This window comes from Carnobacterium sp. FSL W8-0810 (genome assembly GCF_038007125.1).
Taxonomy (GTDB): Bacteria; Bacillota; Bacilli; order Lactobacillales; family Carnobacteriaceae; genus Carnobacterium_B; species Carnobacterium_B inhibens.
Genome location: NZ_JBBOWO010000001.1, coordinates 824,221 through 851,174, shown reverse-complemented (window position 1 = coordinate 851,174; position 26,954 = coordinate 824,221). Strand labels below are relative to the sequence as shown.

Sequence of the window (26,954 nt, the reverse complement as noted above, 5' to 3'; positions counted from 1 at the left end):
TTCTTTATTAAAGTTAGAGCTGGTACTTTTTATTGTATCAGCTCCCTTTTATTCGTATTCCTGATCGACAGACAAGCAGGCTGACATAATAAATCAGCTTACATCATGTTTTCCTGACTCTGATGCTTCTTCTGTCAGGTTCTGTCAACTCCTTCAGACAGACACTTCCCATCTGTTTTAATGACTTCTTTGAACCATTCATAACTTTTCTTCGGAACTCTTTTCATGTCTTTCAGATCATGGTTATCCCGGTTCACATACACTAATCCATAACGTTTACGCATGTCTCCTTGTGAACTCAAAATATCGATCAAGCCCCATCCAAGATAGCCCATTACTTCTACTCCGTCGATGTACATAGCATCATACATGGCTAATAAATGTTTCTTATGATAGTCGATGCGATAGTCATCTTCTATTAGATTCGTTCCATCCCACTCTTCTTTCACTCCAATACCATTTTCAATTGGAAAGACGGGTAACTGATAGCGCTGGTACAATTTGTTTAACACATCTCGGAATCCAAGTGGATCAATCTGCCAGTTCCATTCCGTAGTATCTAAATGTGGATTGTCTAATCTACCGTAATCCATATACTCATTTGGAATGGTTCCCGCTGGAATCTTTTCAGCACTGATGGTTGACGAAGCATAATAACTAAAACTTATAAAATCATTCTTCTGATTTTGAATTGTTTCTAATTCTCCAGGCAATATGTTCATATCAATTTCATTTTTCTTCACAAATTGCATCATTTCTTTTGAATACGTTCCTTTTGTATAAGCGTCAAGTAACGTATAGTTTACAAATTCATCCCATTTTCTAGCTGCTAGAATATCTTCAGGTTTACAAGTAGCTGGATAAACTTCACTGTAAGCCAGCATTCCACCAATCTGAGCATCCGTTGTTTCGTGAAGATAATTGGCAATTTCAGCATGTGCCACCATAACATTGTGTAAAATTTGATATAATTCGTTTGCCGTCTTTTCTCCCTGTAAATATCCACTGATTCTAAATGCTTCTGGTACATGATAGAGATTCTGCTCATTGAATACGATCCAGTACTTCACTTTATCCGCATAACGATCGACCATTTCTTTTCCGTATCTGACGAAGGCTTTCAGTACTTCTTTTGAAACTAACCCATTATATTCTTCTGCTAAATACAAAGGCATATCAAAATGATACAGACAGATCATCGGTTCGATACCTCTTTCAAGCAGACCGTCAATGAATCGATCATAATAAGCAATGCCTTCTTCATTCACTTCACCGTTACCGTTTTCAATCACTCGTGACCAAGAAATCTGGAACCGATACATATTCATGCCTAAGTCCTTGATGTGATCTAGATCTTGTTCAAACTGATGGTAATTATCATTCGCAAATTTCCAATCACTTGCATGTTCTGTTGCTTCTCTTACATCATAAACAGATGGGCTCTTACCACCTTCGTCCCATCCTCCCTCAGTTTGCATGCTTGATACTGAGTTACCCCAGAAAAATTTAGTCATCGTCTAATCTCCTCATTTTAGATTTAAAATGTAATCGGTTTATACTCATACTCTAGCAAAGTTTTATTTTTATGTAAAGACTAGAATATATTACAACACGAATCATGTAAAGCCTTTCATTTGCAAAGTATTTTCTAAAAGATAGAAGCGATTATTTGGTCTGTCTGGTCATACTATGAACGGCACTTTTTTATCGAAAATGACGAAATAAAGATACCTAAACTGGACAAAGAAAAGACAAGTCTTCTGATTTATATCAGTGACTTGCCCAAATTTTTTATTTTAATGGCATTACAACTTCAAAAGCAATGGTTTCTTCATTCAACGGGCTAGCTTTGATTTGTCCATGGTAGCTTTCAACTATAGCAGCGGCCAATGACAATCCAATGCCATATCCACCAGCAGTGTGCCTTCTTGCTTGGTCTTCCCGGTAAAAACGATCAAATAGCCGATCAAAATTTTGTGGCATTTCACTAACAGTATTGGAAACAATCAATCTGATTTTATGTTGATGACTATCTAAACGAACTTGAATGGTTCCCGGTTCTCGAACATATTTATTCGCATTATCCATTAAAAGTGAACACAACTTGTTGATTGCCTCCATTTCTGCTTGGATAATGATATTTGGCTGGATGTCTAAGGAAACAGTGACATTTTTTTGTTCGCCAATCAAAATGTATGGTTCGCATGCCTCACGTAAAACTTGCGAGAAATTAACGGATTCAATTTTAGGTTGATAGGTTTCTTCTTCCATCTGTGTTAACTGAAGCATGCTTTCCATTAAACCATTTAAACGGCGAATTTGTTTTCCTGTACTTTTGATCCATTCAGTATCTCCGTTAAGCATTTGCTGAACGTCATTATTAGCTGAAATAATAGCCAGAGGCGTTTTAATTTCATGACCCATATCGGTAATAAATTGCTTTTGACGATCAATACTTTCTTGGACAGGTTTAACAATTTTTTTTGAAAAATAGAAAACCAGCAAAAAAATAAAAGCTAAACTAATTAATCCAATCGATAATGAGTTTTGCAAGAATGTTCGCATGGTCTGTAATTCTCGTTGACTATCAACGAAGAGCAACAAAAAGGTTCCATCCTCTTTCTCTACAACTTTATAACGTAAATCATCTAGATATCCTTTTGTTTTGTTAGAAGTTAAAGCTTCTTCCGCGTATATCTGGCCAGCTTCAGAATCAACCGACCGAATTCTTGTTGTATCAATTTGAATGATTTGTCGATTTGAATTAGTGATTACAGTAAAATAGCGGGTCTCAAAAGGAGTCTCTGCTGAAACCGCCTGATTTGGCGGAATACTCCCGGGCTCAGATCCTTTTCCTGAAAGTTCCTCATCCGGGAATTCCCCACCGTTTTCAGCCAAGATGTTCAAGATCTCATCTGCTCGTTCTGCTGCATGAAAGTAATTTGTGACATTCAGTGCTACTAAGACAACGAACATCACTAGAAAAACTACGGCCATTGTAACAAGAATAAATTTTTTCCTCAGCTTCTCTATCATTCAATAACCTCCAGCGAATAACCCACACCACGAGTGGCAACAATTTTCACGTGAACATCCAGTTCTGCTAATTTTTTTCGCAAATTACTTAAATGCACCCATATACTGTTCATTTCGATATCCGCATCCCAACCCCAGATACGTTCGATCATTTGGTCGGCTGAAAAAATTTGTTTTGGATTTTCCATTAATAATTGCAAGATTTGACATTCTTTATTTGATAACTTTATCTCGTCTTGACCATTGCTGATACGCATAATATCTTTGTTCAATTCTAAATCTTCAAATGTTAAATTATTCGCTTGTAAGACCGTTTTCCGGCGTGTCATAGCCCGTATACGCGCTAGCAATTCTCCCATCGCAAATGGTTTGGTTAAATAATCATCTGCTCCTAGATCCAGCCCATCGATTCGATTCTCGACAGCGGACTTTGCGGTCAAGAGCAAGATCGGGGTCTGATTACCTTCACTTCGTAATTTTTCTAAAACTTCCATTCCAGAAAGTTTCGGCATCATGATATCAAGAATAACCCCATCATATTCAGCTAAAACAGCATACTCATATGCATCTTTTCCATCATGAACGCTATCGACAGTGTAGCCTTCACTTTCCAAAATCACTTGAATGGCACGAGCTAATTCTTCTTCATCCTCTGCTATCAACAACCTCATTATCCAGACCTCCTCAAACCTTCTTTTGATTAGCATATTCTACTCCGCTAAGATGCGCAAGAACATTTATTTTCAGTAACTTTTCTTAGCATCACTCTGTATCTGTTCTTTTATTTACGTTCATACATACCAAAAAGGGTGTAGATAAGCTTTAATCTGTTTTATTGTTTTAACGATTTTGCCACGACAACTATATCGCGGTACGATGCTTTTTTCTTGCTAACTATATCACACCGTGATATAGTTTAACTAACAAATACATCGAGGTGTGATATAGTAATGGATACTAAATTAAAGAAGTCTTATTTTCCAATGACTGAAACAGCATTCTATATTCTTTTATCTTTAGCTACACCTAGACACGGATATGCGATTATTGATCATGTTGAACAACTGACTAAAAAGCGAATTTCACTAGGTCCAGGAACCATTTACGGAACGTTATCAAAGATGAAAAAAGATGGTTTGATCGAACCAGTAAAAGAAGAGAACAATCGAAAGATCTATCAAATCACACGATTAGGAAAAGAAATTTTAGAGATTGAGAAAGCTCGAATCAAAGAACTTTATATGAATTCTAAGGGAGGGATATAATTATGGAGAAAAAAGTCTTTAAGTTTATTACAGTAGATCAATTAGAAAAAGAGCAAGAGTTTTTGCATGATATGGATTTAAAAGGTTGGCATTTTAAGTGTTACAAGAACTTAAGGTATCATTTTGAACAAACTCCTCCAGCGAATTATGTTTATCGGATCGACTACAAAGAAACACTAGAAGATCTAGATGAGTATCTAGCTATTTTTGAAGATGCAGGTTGGGAAGTGGTTTACTCTTATCCTATATTTCAAGGCAGTTGGATCTATTTTAGAAAACTTAGCACGAATGAATCTCAAGATCTTGAAATTTTTACGGACAAGGATTCGATGGTTGATTTATTGAAAAAAGTAAGAACGCACTGGACTCGATTTGGAACAGCTATGTCACTTTTGTTGCTTTTTTTTACAATCTTAAATTTATTTGTCTCCAGGTCCCTTATTAGTGGTGTTATAACAGCTCTTTTTTTCTTTGTTATTGTAATTCTCTACGTAAAGCTTTTCATTAATCTAACTAAAAAAATCAAACAACTAGAGCAGAATTAAGATCTTTATTTGATCGTTTTTGAAGAATACGGTATCCCTTACGAGCAAATAGAATGTATTTCAGGTCGTAACCAATTGATTGCAACACATAATTCAAATTAAATATCAACCATCCCCTATCTCTTGATGATAGAATATAAGAGTATTTAAAATAGGCTAATGAAATGAGGTGCTTTACATGAACACAAATAATAGCGATAAACAAAACAGCCATCTTGATTTAACCGATCCAGATGTAAAAGAAATTTTTACCCTCTATAAAAATCACCAGGAAGTTCCTTATATTTCACCGAAACGCAACTTGAAAGAGTGGTTAGATTTGGTGAGTATCAGTTCCGAAAGCTTAGTCCCTAAACGAAACATGATGCGTTTTAAAGAAGACATCCTTCCTGGTCATCTTATTTTGTTATGGCGTATTCAGTTCGGCACGTTTACAACTAGCAGCGGATACCCTAAATATTTTGAATATGATTATGGCATCAATGCAGAACAAGCTCTTAAAGAAGTAATTGAAAAAGGGTACGCAAATCAGTTGTCGGCGATGGATTCTTTGCCCTACTTAAACGCTGCACAACTAAAAGCCGTCTTGAAACAATTTGGACTCAAAGGGTATTCCAAGTTGAATAAAGAAGGACTTATGGAACTGGCTCAAGCAGAGTTGACAGAAGACCAAATCAGTCCTTGTTTCACTATCAGAGGCTATAAAATCACCCCAGCTGGAACAGAGATCCTTGCTAACTATCCAGAAGTCGTTGATCGTCACCCTAAAAAGAAGTATTAATCTATTGTATAAAGAAGGCACTCTCAAACGAGAATGCCTTCTTTATACTTTATTTTTCATCTACTTCTTTTTGAACTTCTTTAACGGTCTGCTCTACTTCTGCTCGGGACATTTTTTTCTCCCCTTTTTTCATAGCTGCTAAACTTTTATGCGCAAAAGCAAGCGGCAAGCGACAAAACAGAATCGTACTTTTTTCATTAAGTGTCTCAATATAAGCATCCGCTTGTGCTAAATTCTCATCTGCATATGCAAACAATTGATCTCTTGACCAATCATCTGGAACAAAGCTGACACCACGTTCTTCTTTATCTTCTTTTTGGTTACGCAAAATGTTAACAATTTGAAGCCCACGACCAAACTCAATCGCAAGTTCTTCATTTGTTTCTTGGCCATAAGACCAGTTCCACAATTTAGAAAGGTAAACACCAACACAACCTGCAACATAGTAAGTATAGTCGTCTAAATCTTCTTTTGTATGTACTTGCCAATTTTCTTTTGCCCATTTTGCCATACCAAATGCCATTTCACTAGCTGTTTCCATCATTAATGAACGCGAACCTTCTGGACATGCTTGAATCCAATCGACTAAGCGAATAGACACTTCAGGTAATTGCTCTTTTACAGGAGCGATAATGTCGCAATACTCCTCTTGTGTAAATGGTCGTTTGAAGAGCTCGCTTAATTGCATTAAAAGATCAAATTTGGTCGTATTTTGAATACTCTCATGGTCTTCAATCTCATCTATTGCTCGTAAAACTAAGTAAGCAGATGCAACTGAATATTTTAAATCTGCTTTCAAAAAAGTAATAGGAATATAAAATGTTCGGCTAGTTTCTTTTAAAACTCGCATGGCATCTTTAGGGTATTTCTCTTTGTTCATTATTTCGCCGTCCTTTAAACTAAATTATCTCTATTATACAGAATATATCAAAAAGATTCATAATGCTACGGAACAAATTAAGAAAGAAATTAGAATTTTTTATGTTTTTATGTGTTATCCATAAAATTTTTGGATTTATCTGAATGTAATGCTACAATAACACTTTATTTATTGTTAACATTCAGTTAAATAAATTGGTTTTCTAAGGAATTTTTTTAATCTACGTATGAAGAAGTTCTCTGTATTAAAGAGTGTTATTTTACTTTATAATTCTTTCGTACTAAAATAAGGAATAAGTATACATCATAGAATAGGAGACTTCGAAATGACAGATGTGACATGGGAAGTTCTCAATATTATAGGTACAATAGCCTTTGCTATAAGTGGGGCTTTTATTGCCTTAGAAGCAAAATATGACATATTAGGAGTTTATATTTTAGGTTTTACAACGGCTTTCGGTGGAGGGCTTATCCGAAATTTGGTCATTGGGATTCCAGTTCAAAATATTTGGATGCAAAGTACTTTATTTAAGTTTGCATTCTTAACTATTACGATAGTTTTGATTCTACCGAGTATCTGGGGAGGCCTTTGGAAAAAAAGCATCGTGTTTTTTGATGCAATTGGTCTAGCCGCATTTGCTATTCAAGGCGCCAATTATGCCGTATCTATGGAAGTTCCCATAATTGCAGTCGTTCTTGCTGCTATTATGACTGGTACTGGTGGTGGAATATTACGAGATCTATTTGCTGGACGTAAACCGATGATTTTCTATTCAGAAGTTTACGCTTTATGGGCTGCCATTGCTGGTTTAATTATTGGTTTGGATTGGATAAGAGGTCCGTATGTCGTTATTATTTTATTTATTTCAATTGTCGTTTTAAGAATCTTATCAGCTTACTTTAATTGGAACCTTCCCCACTATTTCAATTTAAAAAAAGAAAGAGAATAGTTCTGTTTAAAAACATTTTATAAAGAGTATGCGAAACTAATAAACCTTTGGTAATGATGTTTAACTGTAAATTCTTAGAGTTTATACAGTATTATTAGTTTTTTATTGACAAAAACTTTCTTTCAAAAAAATATATTGACCCTAAAAAAATCAAGCTTTTTTCGGAGTAGTTCATTCTACTCCATTTTTTGTATTTTCAAATCTCTCACTGTTATTTAAGACCTTAAGGCAGACGTGTCTGCAAAGATATTTATTTATAATTCTCTATATTGACTTGGACTCACCCAGTTCAACTTTCCTTTCATTCGTTTAGTATTGTAATAGCCGATATACTGTTTTCGCCTCATTAAAACTCCGATAAACAGTTTCATAATAGTTTTCTTGTTTTAAAATACTAATTTTTTTCCATAGGGGAACTATCCAAACAGTTTCCCTTGCGAGACATGCTTTGAAAAATGCCTTGTTTTTCAAGTTTGCGGGTATCTACTTTCATTTGATAATCCCATCCTTGTACTTGAGAACAAGCTTTCATATCACATTTTTTAGTTAAAAACCGATATTTTCCATCACCTGCTACATAAAATCGAACAATTTGCATTTTAATATACAGCTGTATTTTGACATAAAAATAACCCCTAAAAGTTAGTTTTTTCTAACTTTTAGAGGTCACTATCTGGACGGACTTTTTAATTTTTATCCTATGACTGTCTTTTTTTGAAGTTTTTTTTATTTTTCGTCCTTACTTCAGCGATTAAATTGCACAGGTTCCTCGAATCCGTCTACCAATGTCCAAGTTTTGCTTAATTTGGTTTCTACAATTTTTTTTCCACTTCTGTAAGAGTAGCGGACCGGTACTTGTCTGCGGATGGCTTCATATTCATTCTCAGCCGGAAGAACGATAAAGTCAGCTGGCTTTCCTTCTTCAATGCCGTAACGTTCTTCAATGTGCAGCGTTTTTGCACTGTTAATCGTGATCAGATCCATGGCATTCATGATCTCTTCATAGCCTGTCAACTGTGTCGCATGCAGCCCCATCAACAGAACTTGCAGCATATTTCCTGTTCCCAACGGGTACCACGGGTCATAAATGTCGTCATGACCGAAACAAACCGTTAAATCGGCTTCCAACAATTCTTTAACACGTGTCAAGCCTCGTCGTTTCGGATACGTATCAAATCGCCCTTGTAGGTGCATGTTGACCAACGGATTAGAAACAAAACGAATATCAGATAGTTTCAATAGGCGGAATAATTTAGAGGTATACGCGTTGTTGTATGATCCCATTGCTGTTGTATGGCTGGCAGTTGTACGTGAGCCCATTCCTCTTTCGTAAGCTTCTTTTGCAACAACTTCCACAAAACGTGACTGTTCGTCATCAATCTCATCGCAATGGATATCAACTAGACGATCATATTTTTCAGCCAGATCAAAAGCAATTTTAAGCGATTCTACGCCATATTCTCTAGTGAATTCATAGTGCGGAATGCCGCCCACTACATCAGCTCCCATTTTCAAGGCTTCTTCCATCAGTTCTTTTCCATTTGGATAAGATAAGATGCCTTCTTGCGGGAATGCAACGAGTTGGATGTCGACATAGGGTGCCATTTCTTCTTTCACTTCCAGCATAGCTTTTAAGGCCGTCAAATTGGGATCCGTAACATCCACATGTGTACGTACGTACTGGATTCCTTGAGCAATCTGCCATTGCAGGGCTTTTTTTGCACGTGTTTTAACATCTTCATGTGTTAGAAAAGCCTTGCGTTCAGACCAACGCTGGATGCCTTCGAATAATGTTCCGCTTTGATTCCATTCCGGTTCGCCTGCTGTCAAAGTTGTATCTAAATGAATATGTGGTTCAATAAACGGCGGAAGCACCAGTGAACCGTTGACATTCAAAACATCATTTATTTTTTCTACAACCTCTAGTTGCGGTTCAATACGGGTAAACATTCCGTCTTCTATCGTGATTTGCCAAAGTCCTTTTTTTCCTTTTAGAGCTGCATTTTGAATAATCATATACTCCACACTTTCATTAATTATTTTTTTCAAACCTTAATGCTGCCTTAGTTACCGGTAGTTTCATCAGTCCTGTATAAACCACAGCTGTTCCCACTAATGCGTTGAGTGGTGTGATTCCCGGTGCGAATTGGGCTAAAGCTACACCGATAGCCCAAGCTAGAAGAGCTATCCAGTTGATTGGTACAAAAGTCGCTTCTTCAAATCTGGTATAGTTGCGGTGTTTCACAAAAAAGTAATCTGCAATAATGATTGCTCCAATAGAAGGAATAGCCGCGCTCAGCAAGTTCAAAAAGCCGACAAAATTAGTGTACATCCACATAGCTAATACAGTTCCAATAATTCCATTCACAAAAACCCAGAATTTTTTAGAGATTTTCGTAATATTAGCAAATCCTAAACCAGAAGCGTAAAGTGCATTATCATTGGTTGTCCAGATATTCAAAGCCAGTACCAAAATTGCCGGTATTGTCAGCCCTTGCAAGAATAGGACTTCTGAGATATCTGAAAGCCCATAAACCATTGCCCCCACAGCTCCAAATAGGAACATCAGTGAGTTACCCAAGAAGAAAGCTGTTGAGGTAGCTGCAACAGCTGACCGCGAAGTTTTTGCAAAACGTGCAAAGTCAGCTGTCAACGTTCCGCCACTGATAAAGGATCCGATACAGATAGTCAAAGCAGCCGATATTGTTAAACTCGTTTTTGGTTCATAGTCGAATAACGCTCTCAGTCCGCCCATGGTTTCTATTGCTTCTATGGAAGAGTAGCTTCCTAAAATCGCAATCAAAGGAACCGCTATAAAGCTTAGAATCACCAGCGACTTCATCCCATAAAGAGAAGCCAGAGTGATAACCATCCCGAAGATAAAAATCAACAAGTAACTATTCCAGCCCATTTCTTTTGCAATCGGAACAGCAAACATCGCCACACCGACTCCAAACCATCCTACTTGCGTAAAGCCCAATAAGAAGGATGGTAAGTACGAACCTTTCTCACCAAACGAGTACTTTGCCAGCAAGTGGGTAGACAATCCCATTTTAGCTGCAATGTGCGCCAATGTTCCGGTATAAAGACAAAGTGCCAAGTTTCCCAACAGAATGACGAGCAAAAATTGAGAGAAAGACAAATTTAATCCCAATTGCCCTCCTGCTAGCATACTGGCTGAAAAAAAGGTAAAACCCAGCATTACAGCCATTGTTTTTGCAAAAGAATTACGGCTCGTTTGCGGTACCGTTTGTAATGAAAACTCTGTATCGATTTTCTTCATGTTGTTCCTCCCATTTCTATGGGTACCAAAAGCACAAAAAGAGGCTGAATATCAGTTTTCCTGACATTCAGCCTCTTTCTTTAATCTAAGAGAAAAGTGTATACATATACACCTGCACACATTTCTCTTAGATTTTATCCGCTTCCTTGTCAGTCTCTCTGGACTGGTTTAAAGGTACCTGTATTTAATTAAGTTTATTATTCCAGAAAATAATTTCTCTGTCAACTAGAAAATTTCCCACTAAAATGTCTAAATGTAATGAACTGTATACAATTAAGACAAAAGAGCAGATACGACAACCGTTCCCTACAGGAACAATGTAGGGAAAAGACTTTTAACAAAAAGATAGAGCGAGAAATGTGTGCCCCTCTTCCTTGAATAAACGAAGATGATAATTGATACGTTAGAAGATTTGGGACTAAATGCTTTTCGTCCCTTTCGCATAGAACCCTTTACTTGACATGTCTACAAGCACCTCCTATTCCTCCGAAAATTTCAACTAAGCTAGTTAACTATTCTATCAACATTAAAAATTATACAACTTTTCTTTTTCCCAGTCTGCTTTAAAGATAGAGTAAGTTGCTATATCACAAAGGTTTCCCTCGTTATCTTTTGCTCCTTCTCTTTTAATTCCCTCTAAACTCATTCCAACCTTTTTCATAACTTTTCCAGAACCTGAATTTTCAGTATGGTGACTGGCTTCTATTAAATCCAACACGCTCAAACAAAAAGTTTTTTACAGCAGTAAATGCTTCAGTCATAATTCCTTGATTCCAATAGTTCTTAGACATGCAATATCCAAACACTGCACATTCAATGTCACTATTTATATCGACGACATCGATAGTTCCTATTACTTGTTGGTTGTCTTTTAATTCTCTACACCAACGATAGCAATCCTCTTGTTCCAATTCTTTTTCCCAACTTGAGATGGCGTTTTTTGTATCTTCGATTCTTTTATGCGGCTTCCATGTTAAATATTTTGTTACTTCCTCATCACTTGCTCAGTTATGATACATATCTTCCGCATTTTCTATCGTAATCCTTTTCAAGACTAAACGATCTGTTTCTATTTGTTGTGTCCCTATGTTTTTCATATAATCATTCTCCCCCAGCATAATTTTTCTTTATACACATAATACCTGATATATTTATACTCTTCACTATTCTCATTAGAAAAATAAAGCTTTAGACTCATGATTTATGCTTGCGGCTGCAGTGAATTGAAATAGTTTGCTTACAAATGTAAAAAAAAAGAGAACTGCTATATATAAGCAATTCTCTCTGGATAATATAGAAATGGGCTCTTAGTTTTTTTGAAAATAGCCAATCAGAAAACAATATTATTTTCCAATAAGTTATTCTTTCTGTGGATGGAAATAAATTTACTTATAATCTACTCATTTTCCATTGTTGCTCCAATTACTTTGTTTCTCCCTTGATCTTTAGCCATGTATAAACAACGATCGGCTAGTCGAAAGAGTTTCTTCATATCTTTTTTTTGAGTAGAGGCAGCCAAACCAATCGATACAGTTATATAAATACCAGCTCCATTTTCTAATAAGAATTCTTTACTTGCTACACTAGCTCTGATTTTTTCAGCAGTCTTTTTTTGTTCAACATATGGCAGGTTGTTTAAAATTATACAGAATTCTTCTCCGCCAACACGATAGATCAGCTCATTGTCAGAAGCTCCAACTTGCAGGATTACTGCTAACTGTCGCAAGATAAAGTTTCCATTCGCATGTCCATAAGTATCATTGATCCATTTAAAATGATCAATATCCAACATCATAAAAGCAGTCGTAGCAATTGATTTATCCGCTTGAATCGTTTGCCATTTTTTATTAAATACTCTCATGTTGTACAATCCTGTCAAGTAATCCATTTGTGCTTGTTCTTGAATCTCTAAATACAAATGAAGGTTCTTTATCAAGTCTTCTACAAAAGCGGTCACTATAATCACTACAATGCTTGAAAGAATAAATAAACTAAAACAAATGAGGCTGCTCAGTAAAATATCATCATAAAAAAAGAATAAATTCAGAGTAATAGCTGAAACACAAACGACATTAAGCCATGATAAAACAGCGAATTGATTAAATCGTTTCGTTAACTTACTACAGATATACGGCAATAAAAGACCCAACACAACATACATAAGTGCGATTCGAATCGAAACAGGATTGACTCCCAATAATAAACGCAATACTGAAATCAAAAAAGCTGTTGGAATAGAAACTGTAGGTCCAAAATAGTAAACCAACAAAATTAAAATAATATGTCTAAAATCTATTATCGCTTCTTTAGGCAAGTTAACCGAAAAAAGCATTAAAATAAAATTTGTCATACTAGCTATTCCAATCATTATCAACTTTTTCTGCAGGTTAAGTGTATATTTTTTTTCTTTTGGAATCAATTTAACAAATATATAAGATGCTGTACAGAGAATCGAAATATTGGCAATAACACTCAAGAAAACAGATGACAGCATAAAAAAACTCCTTCCATCAGCCAGTCACAGAGAATAATAAAGTAAAGAAATTCAGTAATTACTTAACAACACTTTTTTATATTTTTTGAAGGTTTTCCAAAATAGTAACCTTGCTGGATCAAAATTCCTTGTTCTTTCAATTCATCACTTGTTACTTGATCTTCAATACCTTCCACGATAAAAACGAGATGATAGTCTTCAGAAAATTGTTGCCACGCATTCAAGAAAAGATGCAAGGTTTCTTCATTTAAATCTTTTTTAGCACATTTTACAATTGAAAATTTAATCTGATCTAGATAAGGAACATATTTTAAGACCTCATCTAAAGAATTCATACCTGAACCAACATCGTCCAATGCAATACAATAACCTTTTGCCTTGATTGATGCAAAAATAGAGTGGAATTTCTTATCAAACGTTAAAGAATCAATAGGTTCAATTGAAGCAGCAAATAATGGGGCATCTTCTGTTATTTCGATGATCAATTGTTTAGCATAGGACTGCATGTTAGTGAAAAAAATATGTGTCTCCGGGTAAAATAATTGTTTTGGTGCAAAATTAATAGAAAACTGGACTGTCGGAAACGACTTTAACAATTGCACCAGTTCTTCTTGAAACCATACTAAAAAGCTTTTGTGCTCTTCTTTATTATGAATAATGTTCTCCATTTTCACTGCTGGATAATACGGATTTTGTTCTTTATTTCTTAATAAAATTTCATATCCAACAATTCGATTGTTTCGTACATCGAATTTAGGCTGGAAGTGAAGTTGAAATTCATCCATTTAAAGACCTCCCCTTACTACTACTTCAATCGGTCATTTACGTAAGAAAATAAGATGGCACTACGTTTTTCATGTGACTATTTAAAATAAAGAGTGTCTAAGGTAATAAATCACACTGAGTTCACAAAGAACAGTTAAATCTAATCTATCTATTATTATAATTAGCAAGTAACTCCTCAGAACTATAAACCTGCTGCTTTATATTGATATTTAGAATTTTTTTAGCTAAGGCATTAAAAGTATAGTGTTCGTCAATTACTACTATATAATCATAATTGGATAAAGTGGATATAAATTCTTCATCTGAAATAATAAAGTTTTCAATTGCATCCACCTGATTTGAGTATAAGTAATATTTCCCCACATACTGAGTATAATAGCTATCAATGCTTTCTTTATCTGCACTTACTATCAAATAACTAGCATTGTTCAAATCTTGGTTATCTCCAGTAATGTTTTTTATCAAATAAGGTATTTCATTCTCATAATTTTTATTACTGAACATCATCCCATTGCTTTCTGACAAAATTAATCCTGTAGAAAAGAATAACAATAAAATCGAACTGTATTGATAATACTTTTTTGTTTTGATACTTTTATAAGACCTATGATTTCGCATAGCAATAGTTTGTTCATAGAGAAGAGAATCCATTTCTTGTACAAGAGTTATAGACAGAATCCCTAAAGAAAAAATAACCATACTTGAAGCATATCTTTCAAACCCTGCTAATACTAAAGCTTCTTCTATAGGCATAGAAAATAAAAACATTCCTAGTATCCCTATATAATATAGAATAACTATAGCATCCGTCAAAAATAGCATCTTGATCAAGCTATTCTTTCTCTTAAATCCTACTCTAATAATTAAATATGCCCCGATAAAGATTACATTTACGAATATAATTCCTTGAGTAGATAAACTATGCCAATCTATAACAGTTGAAGTGAAAGTGTGTATAATCTGAGTGGTAATCTCGTTTGTTTTTTCTGCAAATATGTCTTGATAAGAGCTAATATTCACACTATGTTTAGATACTTCTTCTGTAAATGTGTTTTTTACATGTACTTCCCATAATATAAACGTGGAAATAGAAAACATCACTGTTGAGCCAATTCCCACCACTAGGTGCATTATTTTAGATTGTTCTTTATTGAAATTTTTTATGCTGGTATACAAATAATAAAGCAGCACGATCACAACAAAAAATAATCCGCTATTTTTAACAATAGCTAAAACGGATAATAACAGTATTGTATGAATCGAAGAAAGCAAAAAGTTTTTTCTCAACACATAAATGCCTGAAACAGCCGCTAATGCTAACAGTGGCAATAGAAAATCAACTAATAAGTTATTCATCCTAATAGCTATATTAAAATAATTAAATAGTGCTATAGTCAAAAATAGACTACTTGTCATAAGCGTTCTAGAAGAATCTCGTATAACTGAAAATAGAGAATAGAGTGCAGCTATAATAAGCATAAACTGACCTAGCAACATAACGCCTTCATGATAACCAACAATTAAGGTAACATAATAAACAAACAGAGAAGATCCAATAGGATAGGATGTAAAGCTAATAATCCCTGTTGCCGCTGTAGGTAATGAAGCTTCTGTAATAAGGTACTTGACGATTACAGCCCAATGAGAAAAATTGTCATAGTGAACAAGACTGGATTGCAATAGAATAACAGAAAAAATCAAAAAATAACCGACCATCCATATTCTAGTCAAATCTAACGAAAAGAGCCTAATTTTACTATCATTTTTATGTCTAAATAGGTTCACACTAAAAAGAAGTAGGCCGATTAGAAACATAGCAATTGCAGTGCCAGATAAAAATCCTAGTAAAGAAGCAATATACAGAACGATTATATTTGCACAAAAGATAACAATTAAAGACAGCTTTGATGGATAGCCAAACTTTCTTTCAATGTAAATTCGATACCCATACGTTGACAAACAAAACAGAAAAAAACGTAATACTATAATGATCATCTTTTGTTTCTCCAATCCTTTAATAAACTATGAAAAGCACTATCCTCAATTAGTTCATCTATATTCTCTACCAAATAAACATAATTCCCTGTACTTAAATCAGACTCAGATAACGTAAGTTTAAACAGTACGTTTTTATATAGAACATCCATTTGTTTCTGCATGATATCTACACTATCACTTTGTATAACCATTGTCTGAAAATCAAATTCTTTTAATACTACAGAAGTATTCTGAATTTCAATGCTTTCATGCAGGGTAATTATTGGAAATTTAGATAATTTTTTGGGAGCAGCTATTTTTTTAATTGAAAAATGGTGCATAAAATTGTCTATTAAACCATCTAAAGGTGTTAGCCACACATCATGCTTCTTAGGCAAATATTGATTACTTCGATCATAAACCAATTGAAAATAGGCTTGTTTATTAGCACGTTCCGGTTTTTCAATCCAAACGCCATATAGCCACCCATCAGATTGTTCCATCACTCTGGCAATTTTCCCTCTAACCTTTTCACTATTTTTCTCTGTTTGTATGTCAAAATTGAGCCATTCATCAGGCGGGAAATAAATTGGTTCTTCAGAAAAGAATGACAGCCCTTCTTCTGATATGTTTGTCGTATAGAGCAAATAACTATGGTTTAAGCAAGTTATTGTCATCGCTTCTTTGGCATAAAACCTTTCAAATTTACGATAAATTGGCCGGCCTAGAGAGAATAAAACGGCATATGCAAGATTCACTATATGATGTAATAACCAGAACGTAATAACACTGCCATACAATAATTCCGAACCGTATTTTCCATAGTTAAATTTAACTAAACCGTAAAGTGAAAGGAGCAGCATTATTAGATGCGGAACTACAAATAACAATTCATATCGTGATTTGTTCACTGACTTTTTCGTAACCTTGAATTTTTTTTCTGTGATTCCAATAGACTCTAAAAATACAGGTATTACTAAATAAGGTGCAAAGATCGTTTCCTGTATCTCTCCCCAACGTTGCGATCTTATTTCGCCCGAGACGCTGGTCATAGCACTTTGTAATAAAAAATAACTAGGAAGCCAAAAACACATTAATATCCAAAAATCAGTATCAACTACACGAATGTTGAATACAGTAAATAAAATTGGAGCAAATACATACAAAAGACGCCTAAAAAATGACCACCAATACAAATAACTATTTAGAAAAACCAATTTCTGATTCCATTTAAAATTAGGATTAGTTAATATACGTAAATTATAGATACTACGGATAACACCGCGTGCCCATCTTACACGCTGGTTCAAGACGCTTTGAAAATCAGTTGGGGTCAGCCCACTGGCCATTGGTTCAAGCGTTGAAATACTTCTATAGCCGCAACTATTTATTTTTGCCCCTAATTGAAAGTCTTCGGTAATCGTATTGGTTGGAAAACCGCCAGCCTCTTCAATCGCTTGTCTTAGGATCAATGTATTTGAACCTGTGTATATAGCTGTATCATGTGCATTGTTTAATACATTTACTTCTCTAGAAAAGAAATCTTGTTCATTAGCTATTGAATTTTCTGAGAATAAATTATATTGAAAAATATCGGCATTGTAAAAACTTTGAGGGGTTTGAATAAAACCAAGGTGTTTATGATTAGGGTCATCTTTAACCTTGAAATCTTCCATAAAATAAGGAACGGTTTCCATTAAAAATTTTGAATAAGGAATCATATCAGCATCAAACGTTGCAACTAATGGGGAATTCGTCATACTTAATGCATTATTCAGATTTCCTGATTTCGCATGCTTATTGTTTTCAAAACCTGCATATCCCACATTGAATTGTTTTGCCAATTCCTTAACTTCTTTTCTATTGGTATCATCAGATAAATAAATATGAATTTTTAAAGGATCAGGGTATTCCATGTGAACACAGGCATTAACCGTTTTGTATAATAAATCTACATCCTCATTGTGTGTTGCTATTATTACGTCTACATGCGGGTATTCTTCATTTTCCAGTACCGGTTTTTCCAATATTTTTTCTTTGCTCTTACTCCAAATCAAAATAAATGCCGTGAAATTTGAAACGACTTCACTCACCCAAAGTGCTATACCAAAAATAAGAGCAAATAATGATCCTGATAAAGGTAACGTAAAGAACAGTCTCCACACTAAATAAATGACTGAAAATAGAACAGCTGCTAAATAAAGTATCTTTTTATTATCTTTCATTTGACCACCTTATGAAAAACCCATTTTTTTTGAACATAAAAACTAATGACAAATAGTAATAAATCTATCACTACCTTTACTAGCGTAGGATTAAAATCCATTAGCACATTATGTACCAATGAAACGAATAAACTTGAGATAAATGTTTGTATAATAACTAGACCATAGTATTTAATAAAGCTATTAGAACTACCATTCTTAAAGACGATATAATTGTTTACCAGATAATTAAATAATGAAGATATACCGCGCGCAATATACGAAGCTATCGTGATAGCTTGAAAATTACTTTCTCCTATAAAATAAATAATTAAAGAAAAAATACTGATATCAATAAAAAAAGAAAAAACAGATGAAAAAAGATATTTAATAAAAACGGCATAAATAGCAATCGAATCGAACAAAGCATGAAAATGAGACGATTGATTTTCTTCAATGTAAACTGTTTTAATGGGCACTTCTACAATACCTACCTGTTGCTTTTTCGCTTCCAACAACATGCTCATTTCGTACTCAAATCTGTCACCTGAAGTATTTACTAACTGCTCCATAAAGAAACGGGGAATAACTCTTAACCCCGTTTGAGTATCTGTTAATTTAATTCCTGTTATGACTTTCATTATTCTCCTTGTTAGAAGATTTCCAAATTTACTTTTAAAAGGCACCTTGCCCTCGAAACTTCTTACTCCCAGAATTAATGCATCTTTATGAACATTAAAAGCATCAACACAAACGACCATATCCTTGTATCGATGTTGTCCATCTGAGTCAATCGTGACGATTCCTTTAGCCTTTTCAAAATGCTTCAATACGTAATTCATGCCTGTCTTTAAAGCTCGTCCTTTACCAAAATTCTGTTCATGCGTTAGAACAATACAGTCAAATTTATCTTTTGCAATTTGAAAATACTTTTCAAATGCAATGCCACTCCCATCATCTACAATCACGATTGGTATTGTAACTGATTGCCTTGATCTAATAGTTTCCAACAAGCTTAGGAGCTTTTCATCTGGCTCTAATGATGGTATGACAATTACTATATTTTCCATAATATTCCCCTTTAATTAACTAAGGTTTGAATTCTCAAACTTTAACTTTCAAAAAATTACTGGATTCTTCAAAAATTAGATTCTGTTATTTATAGCACAGACTTTTTTTTTATTCCATTAATTTATACCTAAATCAATTTTTTTGTTCATCTATTATGTCAATTTCGTTCACAATTAGTTATCATCAAATGATTTTTTTTATCTTTACTAATTTCGCACCTTTTTCATCCACATCAGTTAATACTACCCATATTATTGTTCAATATTTCCTAAACTTACCTTAACTAACAATACCAGACTTTTATTGTAACAGATGTATTTCAAGATGAAATCCCCTTCCTAAATCCTATTAATACAAGAAAGACACAAACTGTTTAGCAGTGAATTTAAATAACGATCTCTTTCATCTTGTTGTTCCAGTTTTTATATTCTTCTATTTGTGATATAATTAACAATAAATTTCAACATTTTAGAAATGGAGTATTTGTTATGAAAAAAATCAGTTTAGACTCTTCTGTTTACGAATTAGTTACAGCACATCCGGAAATACAACGTATTTTATTTGACTTAGGTTTAAAAGATATCCAAACACCTGGCATGTTAACGACTGTGGGAAGGTATATGACTATTTCAAAAGGAGCAAAGATGAAAAAAATTGATTTACAAGTCATTATTGATCAATTGGAACAATTAGGCTTTACCATTAAGGAGTGAGTTTATGGAAAACAATACTGTTCATCGTCAGAAAAAAATTGTTAGGATTTTAACGTTGCTTCATGAAGGCGGAGAGTTTGAAGAAGCCAAGCGTCTTTTTCATGAGTATTTTGATGGGGTGGATGTCAGCGAAATTACAGCTGCAGAAAGAGAGTTAATTGCTAGCGGTTTAGATCCTTCAGAAATTCAACATCTATGTAATGTTCATGCGGCTGTATTTAAAGGTTCTATTAGAGATATTCATCGTTCGAATTACGAACATGAACATCCGGGGCATCCTGTTCACACTTTAAAGCTGGAAAACAGAGTAATCCGCTCACTCTTAGAAGATGAAATCCAAGAAGCTTTTGACCGATTTGCTACCGGTGACTTTTCTCAAAAAAAACGCCTGCAACACGCTCTATTAGACTTGATGCAAATTGATAAACATTATGCTCGAAAAGAAACGTTGATTTTTTCTTATATGGAACGGTACGGCATTACTGCACCCCCAAAAGTCATGTGGGGTGTTGATGACGATATACGCTCTGCGATCAAAGATGTGAACTTTTATTTAAGTAGCGAAAAATTTGCCATTAATCCTTTAAGAGACAAAATAGAGCACATTATAACAGAAGTTGATGAAATGATTTTTAAAGAAGAAGAAATCATGATTCCAATGGTTTTAGATGTGTTTTCCCTAGCAGATTGGCAATGGATTGCTGAAGACAGCTTAGATATTGGGTTTGCTTTTATCCCTAAGCCTTTGTCTTGGAAGCCGAGTAAAGATGCTCTAGCACAAGAAAAAGATCAGCAAGAAAATCGATCAGAAGCAGCAAAAAAAGCAGCAGCTATGACAGCAGCTATTTCTGAGGCCCCTCCTATTACCGAAACGGAACACTATGATTGGCAAGATAATTCATTAAGTAAAGGTTCTATCGTTTTACCAACAGGTGTCCTTCAATTAAAAGAATTAACGGCAATTTTTGGCGTTTTACCTGTAGATTTAACTTTCGTGGACAATGAAGATCGCGTTCGTTTCTATTCAGAAGGAAAGAATCGCGTTTTTCCCCGTACAAATTCTGTTATAGGACGCGAAGTGATCAACTGTCATCCACCTAAAAGTATGCATATGGTTCAGAAAATTCTTGATAATTTTAGAAGTGGAGAAAGAAATGAAGCCGAATTTTGGATTAATTTACGCGGAAAAATGATTTATATTCGTTATTTTGCTATTCACGATCCTGAAACAACTGACTACCTAGGCTGTTTAGAAGTCACACAAGATATTACCGAAATTCAAAAAATCCACGGAGAACATCGGTTGTTGAGTGAAAACAACTAGCCTTATTCACTAATATTAAAGTCAGGACAACTATTGGAACTAAGTCTATCAAACAACCCATCATTCCATATAAGGATGACAGGTTGTTTGATAGTTTTTTGGTTATCCTAAGCTAATTGTAAATTCAAAACCAGTTGGATTTTCTACAAAAGGTCTGCCAGCTTCTTTAAAGACAAGTTCAATTCCAGTAAGATCATCTGGCAAAGCAGGTGAAATAATATAGCTATGGCTCGCATGTTCTGTTGTTCCTCCGCCTCCTTCTGAATGGCAGAAATACGTATCATTAATAAACAAATCAAGCATATCAGGATAAAAGTTAGCATCTTCTTTCTCTTCCCAATCCATATGCAAGTATAGTACGCTAGCGTTAGCATATTGCCGAATAAAGGTCACCGTATACATAACTCCATCATTTTCATAAATCTTAAGTACTGGCACATATTTTTTGAATTCGACAGGCACAACCATTGGCTTGAGACTATCTTCCATTGCCATTGTTGTAAAGAGCGATTGTAAATACTCTTCCTGGAGGTCGTACTCATCGGCCAACCTAGAAATCACCTCATCTGGTGGAAAAATTGTATTTTTCCCCAGAACTTCTTTACGTTGGTTTAATAAATCACAAATCTTTTCATCAATCAGGAAAAAACGTTCATCATAATGATTTGTTGATCCTTCATTTGATTCAAATTTCATACTTAATTCCTCCATTTTTCTATTTAAAGAATTGGTTCGTTGCTTCTATAGTAATAAAGATGACGAAGTTGCTGAAGTTCTATTTTATCGTGATCATTTTTTATTTTCATACTACTACTGTTACGAACAGAAATTATTTTTGAATCGGTCCCAGCAATAGCGTTGCCCACGAATCGTGGAGTGATTCTTGGTCAGAAGGTTGGAACAATCCAGCGTAGACATCGCGTAATAAACGAGATAATTCGGTATCATTATAATACGAACGTCCGCCACTTGCTCTTACCATTTCCTCGACCGTTTTGATAGACGCTTCAACGGAATAGTTTTTAATAGCTGACAAACGCGGCATCCAAAAGTCTCCATGATTACTATCATTTTCGATATCGTTTGCTAGTACATCAATTTGAGGCTGAATGCTATCTAAAATTAAAGCAGATTCTGCGATACGCCAACGAATATTTTTATCTTGATCGTACGTCGTTCCTTGAGCGATTGATTTGCGTTTTTTCACACTTTCAATTCCTAATTCCAGCGCACGTTTTCCAATTCCATGGTATGTTGCTGCTAGTAAAATTTCAAAATGAGAAAATATTCCAAAAACAACTGGGTCAAAACTTGGTCCAGGTTCTACTTTTGTTAATATGCTTTCTTTTGAGGCATAAGCACCAGCTAAATTCACGCTATACGATTGCGTTGCACGCATACCAAGTGTATCCCAATCTGGTTTGATTTTAATTGTTTCAGCATTGTTTTCTACATACGCAAAAACTGATTGCGGGTCGCCATTATTTTCGTCCATGCCGTAAGTCACCATACGAGAGCATTCGGCTACCATTGATATAAACACTTTAGGCCCATAAAACCGATAGCCGCCATCTTCTTCCTGTTTTGCTTCACAAATAGACCCAAATAAAACCCGATCATTGGCCGGTTCAGAGATAGCAAATGACAACAAGTGTCCTTCTACTGCATCTTTTAAGATTTGTTCTCCTTTTTTATTTCCATGACGTACCATATATTTTCCTACACCTACAATAATTTGATGCATGTTAATACCTAAGGCAGTAGCAGGAGCTGCTTTTGCTAGACGAGTTTGCTCGTGAGCAATTTCTTTCAGACTCAAACCATGTCCCCCATATTCTTTGGGTACAAAAGCTTTATAATATCCCGCTTCTTTTAATGCAACATGATCTTCATGTGGAAAGCTATTCTCTTTGTCGTACATTGCAGCACGACTATGTATTCCTTTTAGAAGTTCTTCGTTTAAAAACACGCAATCTTCCTCTCTTACTCCTATTTAAAACTTTCTCATTAAACATAATGCAAGTTATAACCAATCTGCAAGCTTCTATCAAAAAAATAAGGCGAGAAATGATAATCCATCCGTTTCTTTTCTTCTTAACTATAAGATTAGTTTGATAGAACGGCTTTTTCAAAATTACAGGTTATTCTTTAAAATACAATTTTGTCTTTAATAAAAAGCAGCACTATTTGTACACAATAGTGCTGCTTTTTAGACGTATTTAGTTTTTTAAATTCCTATCCGATAGTATAATTAGTTTCTTACTTCATCCTATTTTTTTATAATCCACTGTTTGTTCAAAATGAGCTACAGCACCAATCAGATTGGCATCATTGTTAAACTTACACACTTCAATTACTAGTTTTAAATCTTCTGCCTTCTGACGCTCTAAGTAAAAGGCTGCTCTTTCATTCAGACGTTGAATAAGGTCTTTGCGTGTGGATAAACCGCCACCGATTACAACCATATCTGGATTAAAGCTGACAGAAAGATTATAAATCCCCAGTGCCAGCGCATCAATAAGACCATCCACATATTTCATCGCAATTGGCTCACCTCTATCAGCTTCTTGGAAAAGAAATTTTCCATCAACCACTACATCTAAGCCTAATTCTTTACTATAACGTTCAGCAGTATGTACCGGACTTCCCATTTCACTCAATGTATGCTTACCATCCAAGAGCATGTACCCAAATTCACCGCCAAATAAATCTTTGCCTTTAAATAGCTTTCGATCAATGATTACTGAACCACCGATACCTGAACCAATAACAATAAATAAAGCATGTTGGATGTCTTTTGCGGCTCCAAGCCATAACTCTGCTAACGCTGCACAGTTTGCATCATTTTCCATTGAAACGGGTACACCAAATAAATCTTCCCATTCCTTCTTGATTGGAAAATAATGAAGATAGGGAACTGCACTGATGCCACTAATGGTTCCTTCTATCGCATCAACAGCTCCTGGAGCACTAATTGCGACACCATCTATTGAATAATTTTCGCTAAATGAGTGGTAAACTCCTAACATTTCTTCTTTCATATCGTTCCAACTTTTTGGTGTAGTAAATGAAGCTTTATTGCTTAAATTTTCGTTTTCCCATAACCCATATTTCACTGCAGATCCGCCAATATCAAACACTACAATACTCATATATTCACTCTCCATCATTTTAATAATAACGTTTTCATTACCGCGGTATTTCAGTTTCTCTGTATTCAAAATTTCCTATTAGCTATTCTTTCTTATAAGGAAAAAGCCAAGAAAAGAGACGTACTCTAAACTGGCTTGTTACTTAAAGTTATTTTTTTACATGATCAATCGTTGACTTGATCTTACTTAATCACGAGTCAACACCATTTCCACTGAGAATTCATCATAGCGGTGAATAGAAGTGGAAAATTCAAATGTATTTCCTGTATCTAAATAGCCAACCTGTTCCGCTATAGCAACTGGATCTCCTTCTTCAAGCCCAAGTTCTTCTGCTTCACTATCTGTAGCTTTTCGAACAGAGACTGTTCTGTGTGCACTTTGGATTTTTAGGTGCAATTCATTTTCAATGTATTCATATATCGATCCTTTGATATTTTTCTCTTTGATACCAGGAATAAGATCAATAGGCATATACATTTTCTCTATTACGACTGGCTTATCATCCACATAACGAACGCGACAAATATCATAAACAAATGTGTCTTCTGAAAGGTTCAGCTTTTTAGCAGCCTGTTCTGGTACCGACACAATTGAAAAGTTTAAGATTTTACTAAAAACTTTTTTATCAGAATAAAGGGCAGTTGTACCACGAAATTGATTTGCCATGGCGATACGTTCAATTTCTTCAGGGTTTAAATCTTTTACAAATGTCCCGGAGCCTCTTCTTTTAATGATTAGGCCTTCTGTAACTAAGATATCCACCGCTTTTTTGATTGTCATTTTACTTGACTCGTATTGTACACACAAATCTTTTTCAAAAGGTAATCGCTGGTTAGCAATGTATTCGCCTTTTAAGATTTTATTGCGTATATCATTAGAAATAATGACGTACTTTTTCATTCTTTTTATTGCCCCTCTCGCTACCAAGTTTTTTCCTGCACAGGCCTATTAATGGACTTGTACAGAAAAAGTCTATACCTTTAGTATAGCGAAATCACTATTTCTTGACAATCATTCTTATCAAATGGATTCATTCAGCGGTTTGGTTACCAGTCCCGTTCACTTATATTAAATTCTCTGGCATATCAAATTGGTTTTCCTCAGCGACTTTTTTGAACCAATGACCTGATTTTTTGATTGTTTTAACTTGGGTATGGATGTTATTTGATATGAAACCATAACGATTGCGGTAAGCATTTTTCCATGACCAGCAATCAATTGGCGTCCATAAGTGATAGCCAAAGCAATTTGAACCTTCTTCTATTCCCTTAGCTACCCAATAAAGGTGCTCTTGTATGAATTGGATCCGGTAATCATCCTCGATAACACCCTCTTCATTTAAGTAACGTTCTTCTCTTGAAACTCCCATCCCATTCTCTGATACGAACCATGGAATATTGTCATAGTTATCACGGATATTCAATGCAATGTCATGGAGTGCTTTAGGATAGATTTCCCAACCCTTGTCTACATTCATACGCCGTCCCGGCATCTCATAGTCATCGAAATATTTCGTCGGCATCCAATCTACTGCCAAACTGTTCGAAGAAATACTTGGTTGTTTGACTCTATTAGGATGATAAAAATTGACGCCAAGAACATCTATCGTGTTGGTTTCGATAAGCCTCATTTCGTCATCCGTAGACTCCCATAATACACCGTCTTTTTCTAGGATACTCACTAGTTCTTGCGGGAATTGGCCTTTTGTAGAAGCACCTAAAAACATGTCATTCATCCATAAATTAGCAAAATGAGCAGCTGCTAGATCTTCTGGCGAATTTGTTGCTGGGTAAGAAGGTGTCAAATTTAAGACAATGCCGATCCTGCCATCAGGATTCGTATTGATCTCGCGATAAGCGGCAATAGCTTTAGCTGAAGCTAAAGTGATATTATAAGCAACTTGAACAGCTTTTTTCCCATCTACGATATTTGGGTAATGGAATTGATATAAATATGCCCCATCTACAATCACCAACGGTTCATTAAAGGTAAACCAATCCGTAACACGGTCGCCGAATAAGTGGAAACATTGTGAAGCAAACTTCGCAAACAATTCAACTACATGTTTTGATTCCCATCCACCGTGTTTCTCTTGCAATTCTACAGGCAAATCAAAATGCAGCAAATTCATAACTGGTCTGATACCTTGCGCCAGACATTCATCAATGACTGCATTATAGAAACGAACCGCATCTTCATTGACGGTTCCTTCTTCTAAGTCGTCTATCAATCGAGACCATTGAATGGATGTACGAAAAGAGTTCAAACCAATCTCTTTCATCATCGCAATATCTTGTTTATAGCTGTTGTAAAAGTTAGAAGCTGTATCTGGTCCTACTTGATCGTAGAACGCTTCTGGCTCAATTTCATACCAATGATCAAACACATTTGCGTGTTGCTTATTGAAGCGCCCTTCACTTTGTGGTCCAGATGTTGCGGCCCCCCACCAAAAATCTTTCGGAAATTCAATTTTCATTTCTTCTCATCCTAACTA

Annotated in this window: 25 protein-coding genes; 6 read left to right on the top strand and 19 right to left on the bottom strand. The window is 35.1% G+C overall.

Going from position 1 to position 26,954, the window contains the following annotated elements; translation table 11 throughout:
- Positions 1 to 134 precede the first annotated feature (134 nt).
- The 3 genes from NST49_RS04170 to NST49_RS04160 form a co-directional block, all read right to left on the bottom strand.
- Positions 135 to 1,514, bottom strand: a complete 1,380-nt coding sequence (locus NST49_RS04170) for a glycoside hydrolase family 1 protein (protein ID WP_341047216.1) — start codon at positions 1,512 to 1,514, stop codon at positions 135 to 137.
- A gap of 277 nt (positions 1,515 to 1,791) precedes the next feature.
- On the bottom strand, positions 1,792 to 3,036 hold the full coding sequence (locus NST49_RS04165; protein WP_341047214.1) for a sensor histidine kinase: 1,245 nt from the start codon (positions 3,034 to 3,036) through the stop codon (positions 1,792 to 1,794).
- Positions 3,033 to 3,707, bottom strand: a complete 675-nt coding sequence (locus NST49_RS04160; protein ID WP_187948782.1) for a response regulator transcription factor — start codon at positions 3,705 to 3,707, stop codon at positions 3,033 to 3,035. The genes NST49_RS04165 and NST49_RS04160 overlap by 4 nt, the downstream gene beginning before the upstream one ends.
- Before the next feature lie 279 nt (positions 3,708 to 3,986).
- Between NST49_RS04160 and NST49_RS04155 the strand changes: the two genes are divergently transcribed.
- The 3 genes from NST49_RS04155 (at position 3,987) to NST49_RS04145 (ending at position 5,627) form a co-directional block, all read left to right on the top strand.
- The gene (locus NST49_RS04155) at positions 3,987 to 4,301 is read left to right on the top strand and encodes a PadR family transcriptional regulator (RefSeq protein ID WP_007725073.1); all 315 of its coding nucleotides are present in this window, start codon (positions 3,987 to 3,989) and stop codon (positions 4,299 to 4,301) included.
- A 2-nt stretch (positions 4,302 to 4,303) separates the two neighbouring features.
- Complete coding sequence (locus NST49_RS04150) at positions 4,304 to 4,846, top strand: DUF2812 domain-containing protein (RefSeq protein WP_187948781.1); 543 nt, start codon at positions 4,304 to 4,306, stop codon at positions 4,844 to 4,846.
- A gap of 178 nt (positions 4,847 to 5,024) precedes the next feature.
- Complete coding sequence (locus NST49_RS04145) at positions 5,025 to 5,627, top strand: hypothetical protein (protein ID WP_051932704.1); 603 nt, start codon at positions 5,025 to 5,027, stop codon at positions 5,625 to 5,627.
- A 49-nt stretch (positions 5,628 to 5,676) separates the two neighbouring features.
- On the opposite strand, the gene NST49_RS04140 is transcribed toward NST49_RS04145, so the two are convergent.
- Positions 5,677 to 6,507 carry a squalene/phytoene synthase family protein gene (locus tag NST49_RS04140; RefSeq protein ID WP_034537734.1) on the bottom strand — a complete coding sequence of 277 codons (831 nt, stop codon included), beginning with the start codon at positions 6,505 to 6,507 and terminating at the stop codon, positions 5,677 to 5,679.
- A 325-nt stretch (positions 6,508 to 6,832) separates the two neighbouring features.
- Between NST49_RS04140 and NST49_RS04135 the strand changes: the two genes are divergently transcribed.
- Complete coding sequence (locus NST49_RS04135; protein ID WP_187948780.1) at positions 6,833 to 7,456, top strand: trimeric intracellular cation channel family protein; 624 nt, start codon at positions 6,833 to 6,835, stop codon at positions 7,454 to 7,456.
- Positions 7,457 to 7,710: 254 nt separating this feature from the next.
- On the opposite strand, the gene NST49_RS12675 is transcribed toward NST49_RS04135, so the two are convergent.
- From NST49_RS12675 to NST49_RS04095, 10 genes are all read right to left on the bottom strand, one after another.
- Positions 7,711 to 7,803 carry an IS3 family transposase gene (locus NST49_RS12675; RefSeq protein ID WP_169741897.1) on the bottom strand — a complete coding sequence of 31 codons (93 nt, stop codon included), beginning with the start codon at positions 7,801 to 7,803 and terminating at the stop codon, positions 7,711 to 7,713.
- Between the two features lie 397 nt (positions 7,804 to 8,200).
- Positions 8,201 to 9,472: a cytosine deaminase gene (locus NST49_RS04130; protein ID WP_202882000.1), complete on the bottom strand. Its 1,272-nt coding sequence runs from the start codon at positions 9,470 to 9,472 to the stop codon at positions 8,201 to 8,203.
- A gap of 16 nt (positions 9,473 to 9,488) precedes the next feature.
- A complete protein-coding gene (gene codB, locus NST49_RS04125) occupies positions 9,489 to 10,739 on the bottom strand; it encodes a cytosine permease (RefSeq protein ID WP_341047207.1) in 1,251 nt (416 codons plus the stop codon).
- Between the two features lie 526 nt (positions 10,740 to 11,265).
- On the bottom strand, positions 11,266 to 11,454 hold the full coding sequence (locus NST49_RS04120) for a GNAT family N-acetyltransferase (RefSeq protein ID WP_341047206.1): 189 nt from the start codon (positions 11,452 to 11,454) through the stop codon (positions 11,266 to 11,268).
- The gene (locus NST49_RS12670) at positions 11,423 to 11,692 is read right to left on the bottom strand and encodes a GNAT family N-acetyltransferase (protein WP_445662728.1); all 270 of its coding nucleotides are present in this window, start codon (positions 11,690 to 11,692) and stop codon (positions 11,423 to 11,425) included. Before NST49_RS12670 ends, NST49_RS04120 begins: the two co-directional genes overlap by 32 nt.
- A gap of 443 nt (positions 11,693 to 12,135) precedes the next feature.
- Positions 12,136 to 13,233: a diguanylate cyclase gene (locus tag NST49_RS04115; RefSeq protein WP_341047204.1), complete on the bottom strand. Its 1,098-nt coding sequence runs from the start codon at positions 13,231 to 13,233 to the stop codon at positions 12,136 to 12,138.
- Positions 13,234 to 13,295: 62 nt separating this feature from the next.
- On the bottom strand, positions 13,296 to 14,018 hold the full coding sequence (locus tag NST49_RS04110; RefSeq protein ID WP_034537738.1) for an EAL domain-containing protein: 723 nt from the start codon (positions 14,016 to 14,018) through the stop codon (positions 13,296 to 13,298).
- Positions 14,019 to 14,163: 145 nt separating this feature from the next.
- The gene (locus NST49_RS04105; RefSeq protein WP_034537739.1) at positions 14,164 to 16,014 is read right to left on the bottom strand and encodes a hypothetical protein; all 1,851 of its coding nucleotides are present in this window, start codon (positions 16,012 to 16,014) and stop codon (positions 14,164 to 14,166) included.
- A complete protein-coding gene (locus NST49_RS04100; protein ID WP_341047200.1) occupies positions 16,011 to 18,221 on the bottom strand; it encodes a glycosyltransferase in 2,211 nt (736 codons plus the stop codon). Before NST49_RS04100 ends, NST49_RS04105 begins: the two co-directional genes overlap by 4 nt.
- Positions 18,218 to 19,270, bottom strand: a complete 1,053-nt coding sequence (locus NST49_RS04095) for a bifunctional glycosyltransferase family 2/GtrA family protein (protein WP_251165800.1) — start codon at positions 19,268 to 19,270, stop codon at positions 18,218 to 18,220. Before NST49_RS04095 ends, NST49_RS04100 begins: the two co-directional genes overlap by 4 nt.
- Positions 19,271 to 19,759: 489 nt before the next feature.
- Between NST49_RS04095 and NST49_RS04090 the strand changes: the two genes are divergently transcribed.
- Positions 19,760 to 19,984, top strand: coding sequence for a DUF1858 domain-containing protein (locus NST49_RS04090; protein WP_251165801.1), 225 nt, complete (start codon positions 19,760 to 19,762; stop codon positions 19,982 to 19,984).
- Between the two features lie 4 nt (positions 19,985 to 19,988).
- A complete protein-coding gene (locus NST49_RS04085; protein WP_341047195.1) occupies positions 19,989 to 21,308 on the top strand; it encodes a DUF438 domain-containing protein in 1,320 nt (439 codons plus the stop codon).
- Positions 21,309 to 21,410: 102 nt separating this feature from the next.
- On the opposite strand, the gene NST49_RS04080 is transcribed toward NST49_RS04085, so the two are convergent.
- The 5 genes from NST49_RS04080 to NST49_RS04060 form a co-directional block, all read right to left on the bottom strand.
- On the bottom strand, positions 21,411 to 22,004 hold the full coding sequence (locus tag NST49_RS04080; protein WP_023179319.1) for a chorismate mutase: 594 nt from the start codon (positions 22,002 to 22,004) through the stop codon (positions 21,411 to 21,413).
- Between the two features lie 133 nt (positions 22,005 to 22,137).
- On the bottom strand, positions 22,138 to 23,277 hold the full coding sequence (locus NST49_RS04075; RefSeq protein ID WP_023179320.1) for an acyl-CoA dehydrogenase family protein: 1,140 nt from the start codon (positions 23,275 to 23,277) through the stop codon (positions 22,138 to 22,140).
- 295 nt (positions 23,278 to 23,572) lie between these two features.
- Entirely contained in the window at positions 23,573 to 24,460 is an 888-nt protein-coding gene (locus tag NST49_RS04070; protein ID WP_007725110.1) for an ROK family protein, read from the bottom strand.
- A 186-nt stretch (positions 24,461 to 24,646) separates the two neighbouring features.
- Positions 24,647 to 25,360 (bottom strand): GntR family transcriptional regulator, encoded by a 714-nt coding sequence (locus tag NST49_RS04065; protein ID WP_023179322.1) that lies wholly within the window; start codon positions 25,358 to 25,360, stop codon positions 24,647 to 24,649.
- Between the two features lie 163 nt (positions 25,361 to 25,523).
- Positions 25,524 to 26,936: a glycoside hydrolase family 1 protein gene (locus NST49_RS04060; RefSeq protein WP_341047192.1), complete on the bottom strand. Its 1,413-nt coding sequence runs from the start codon at positions 26,934 to 26,936 to the stop codon at positions 25,524 to 25,526.
- Positions 26,937 to 26,954 lie beyond the last annotated feature (18 nt).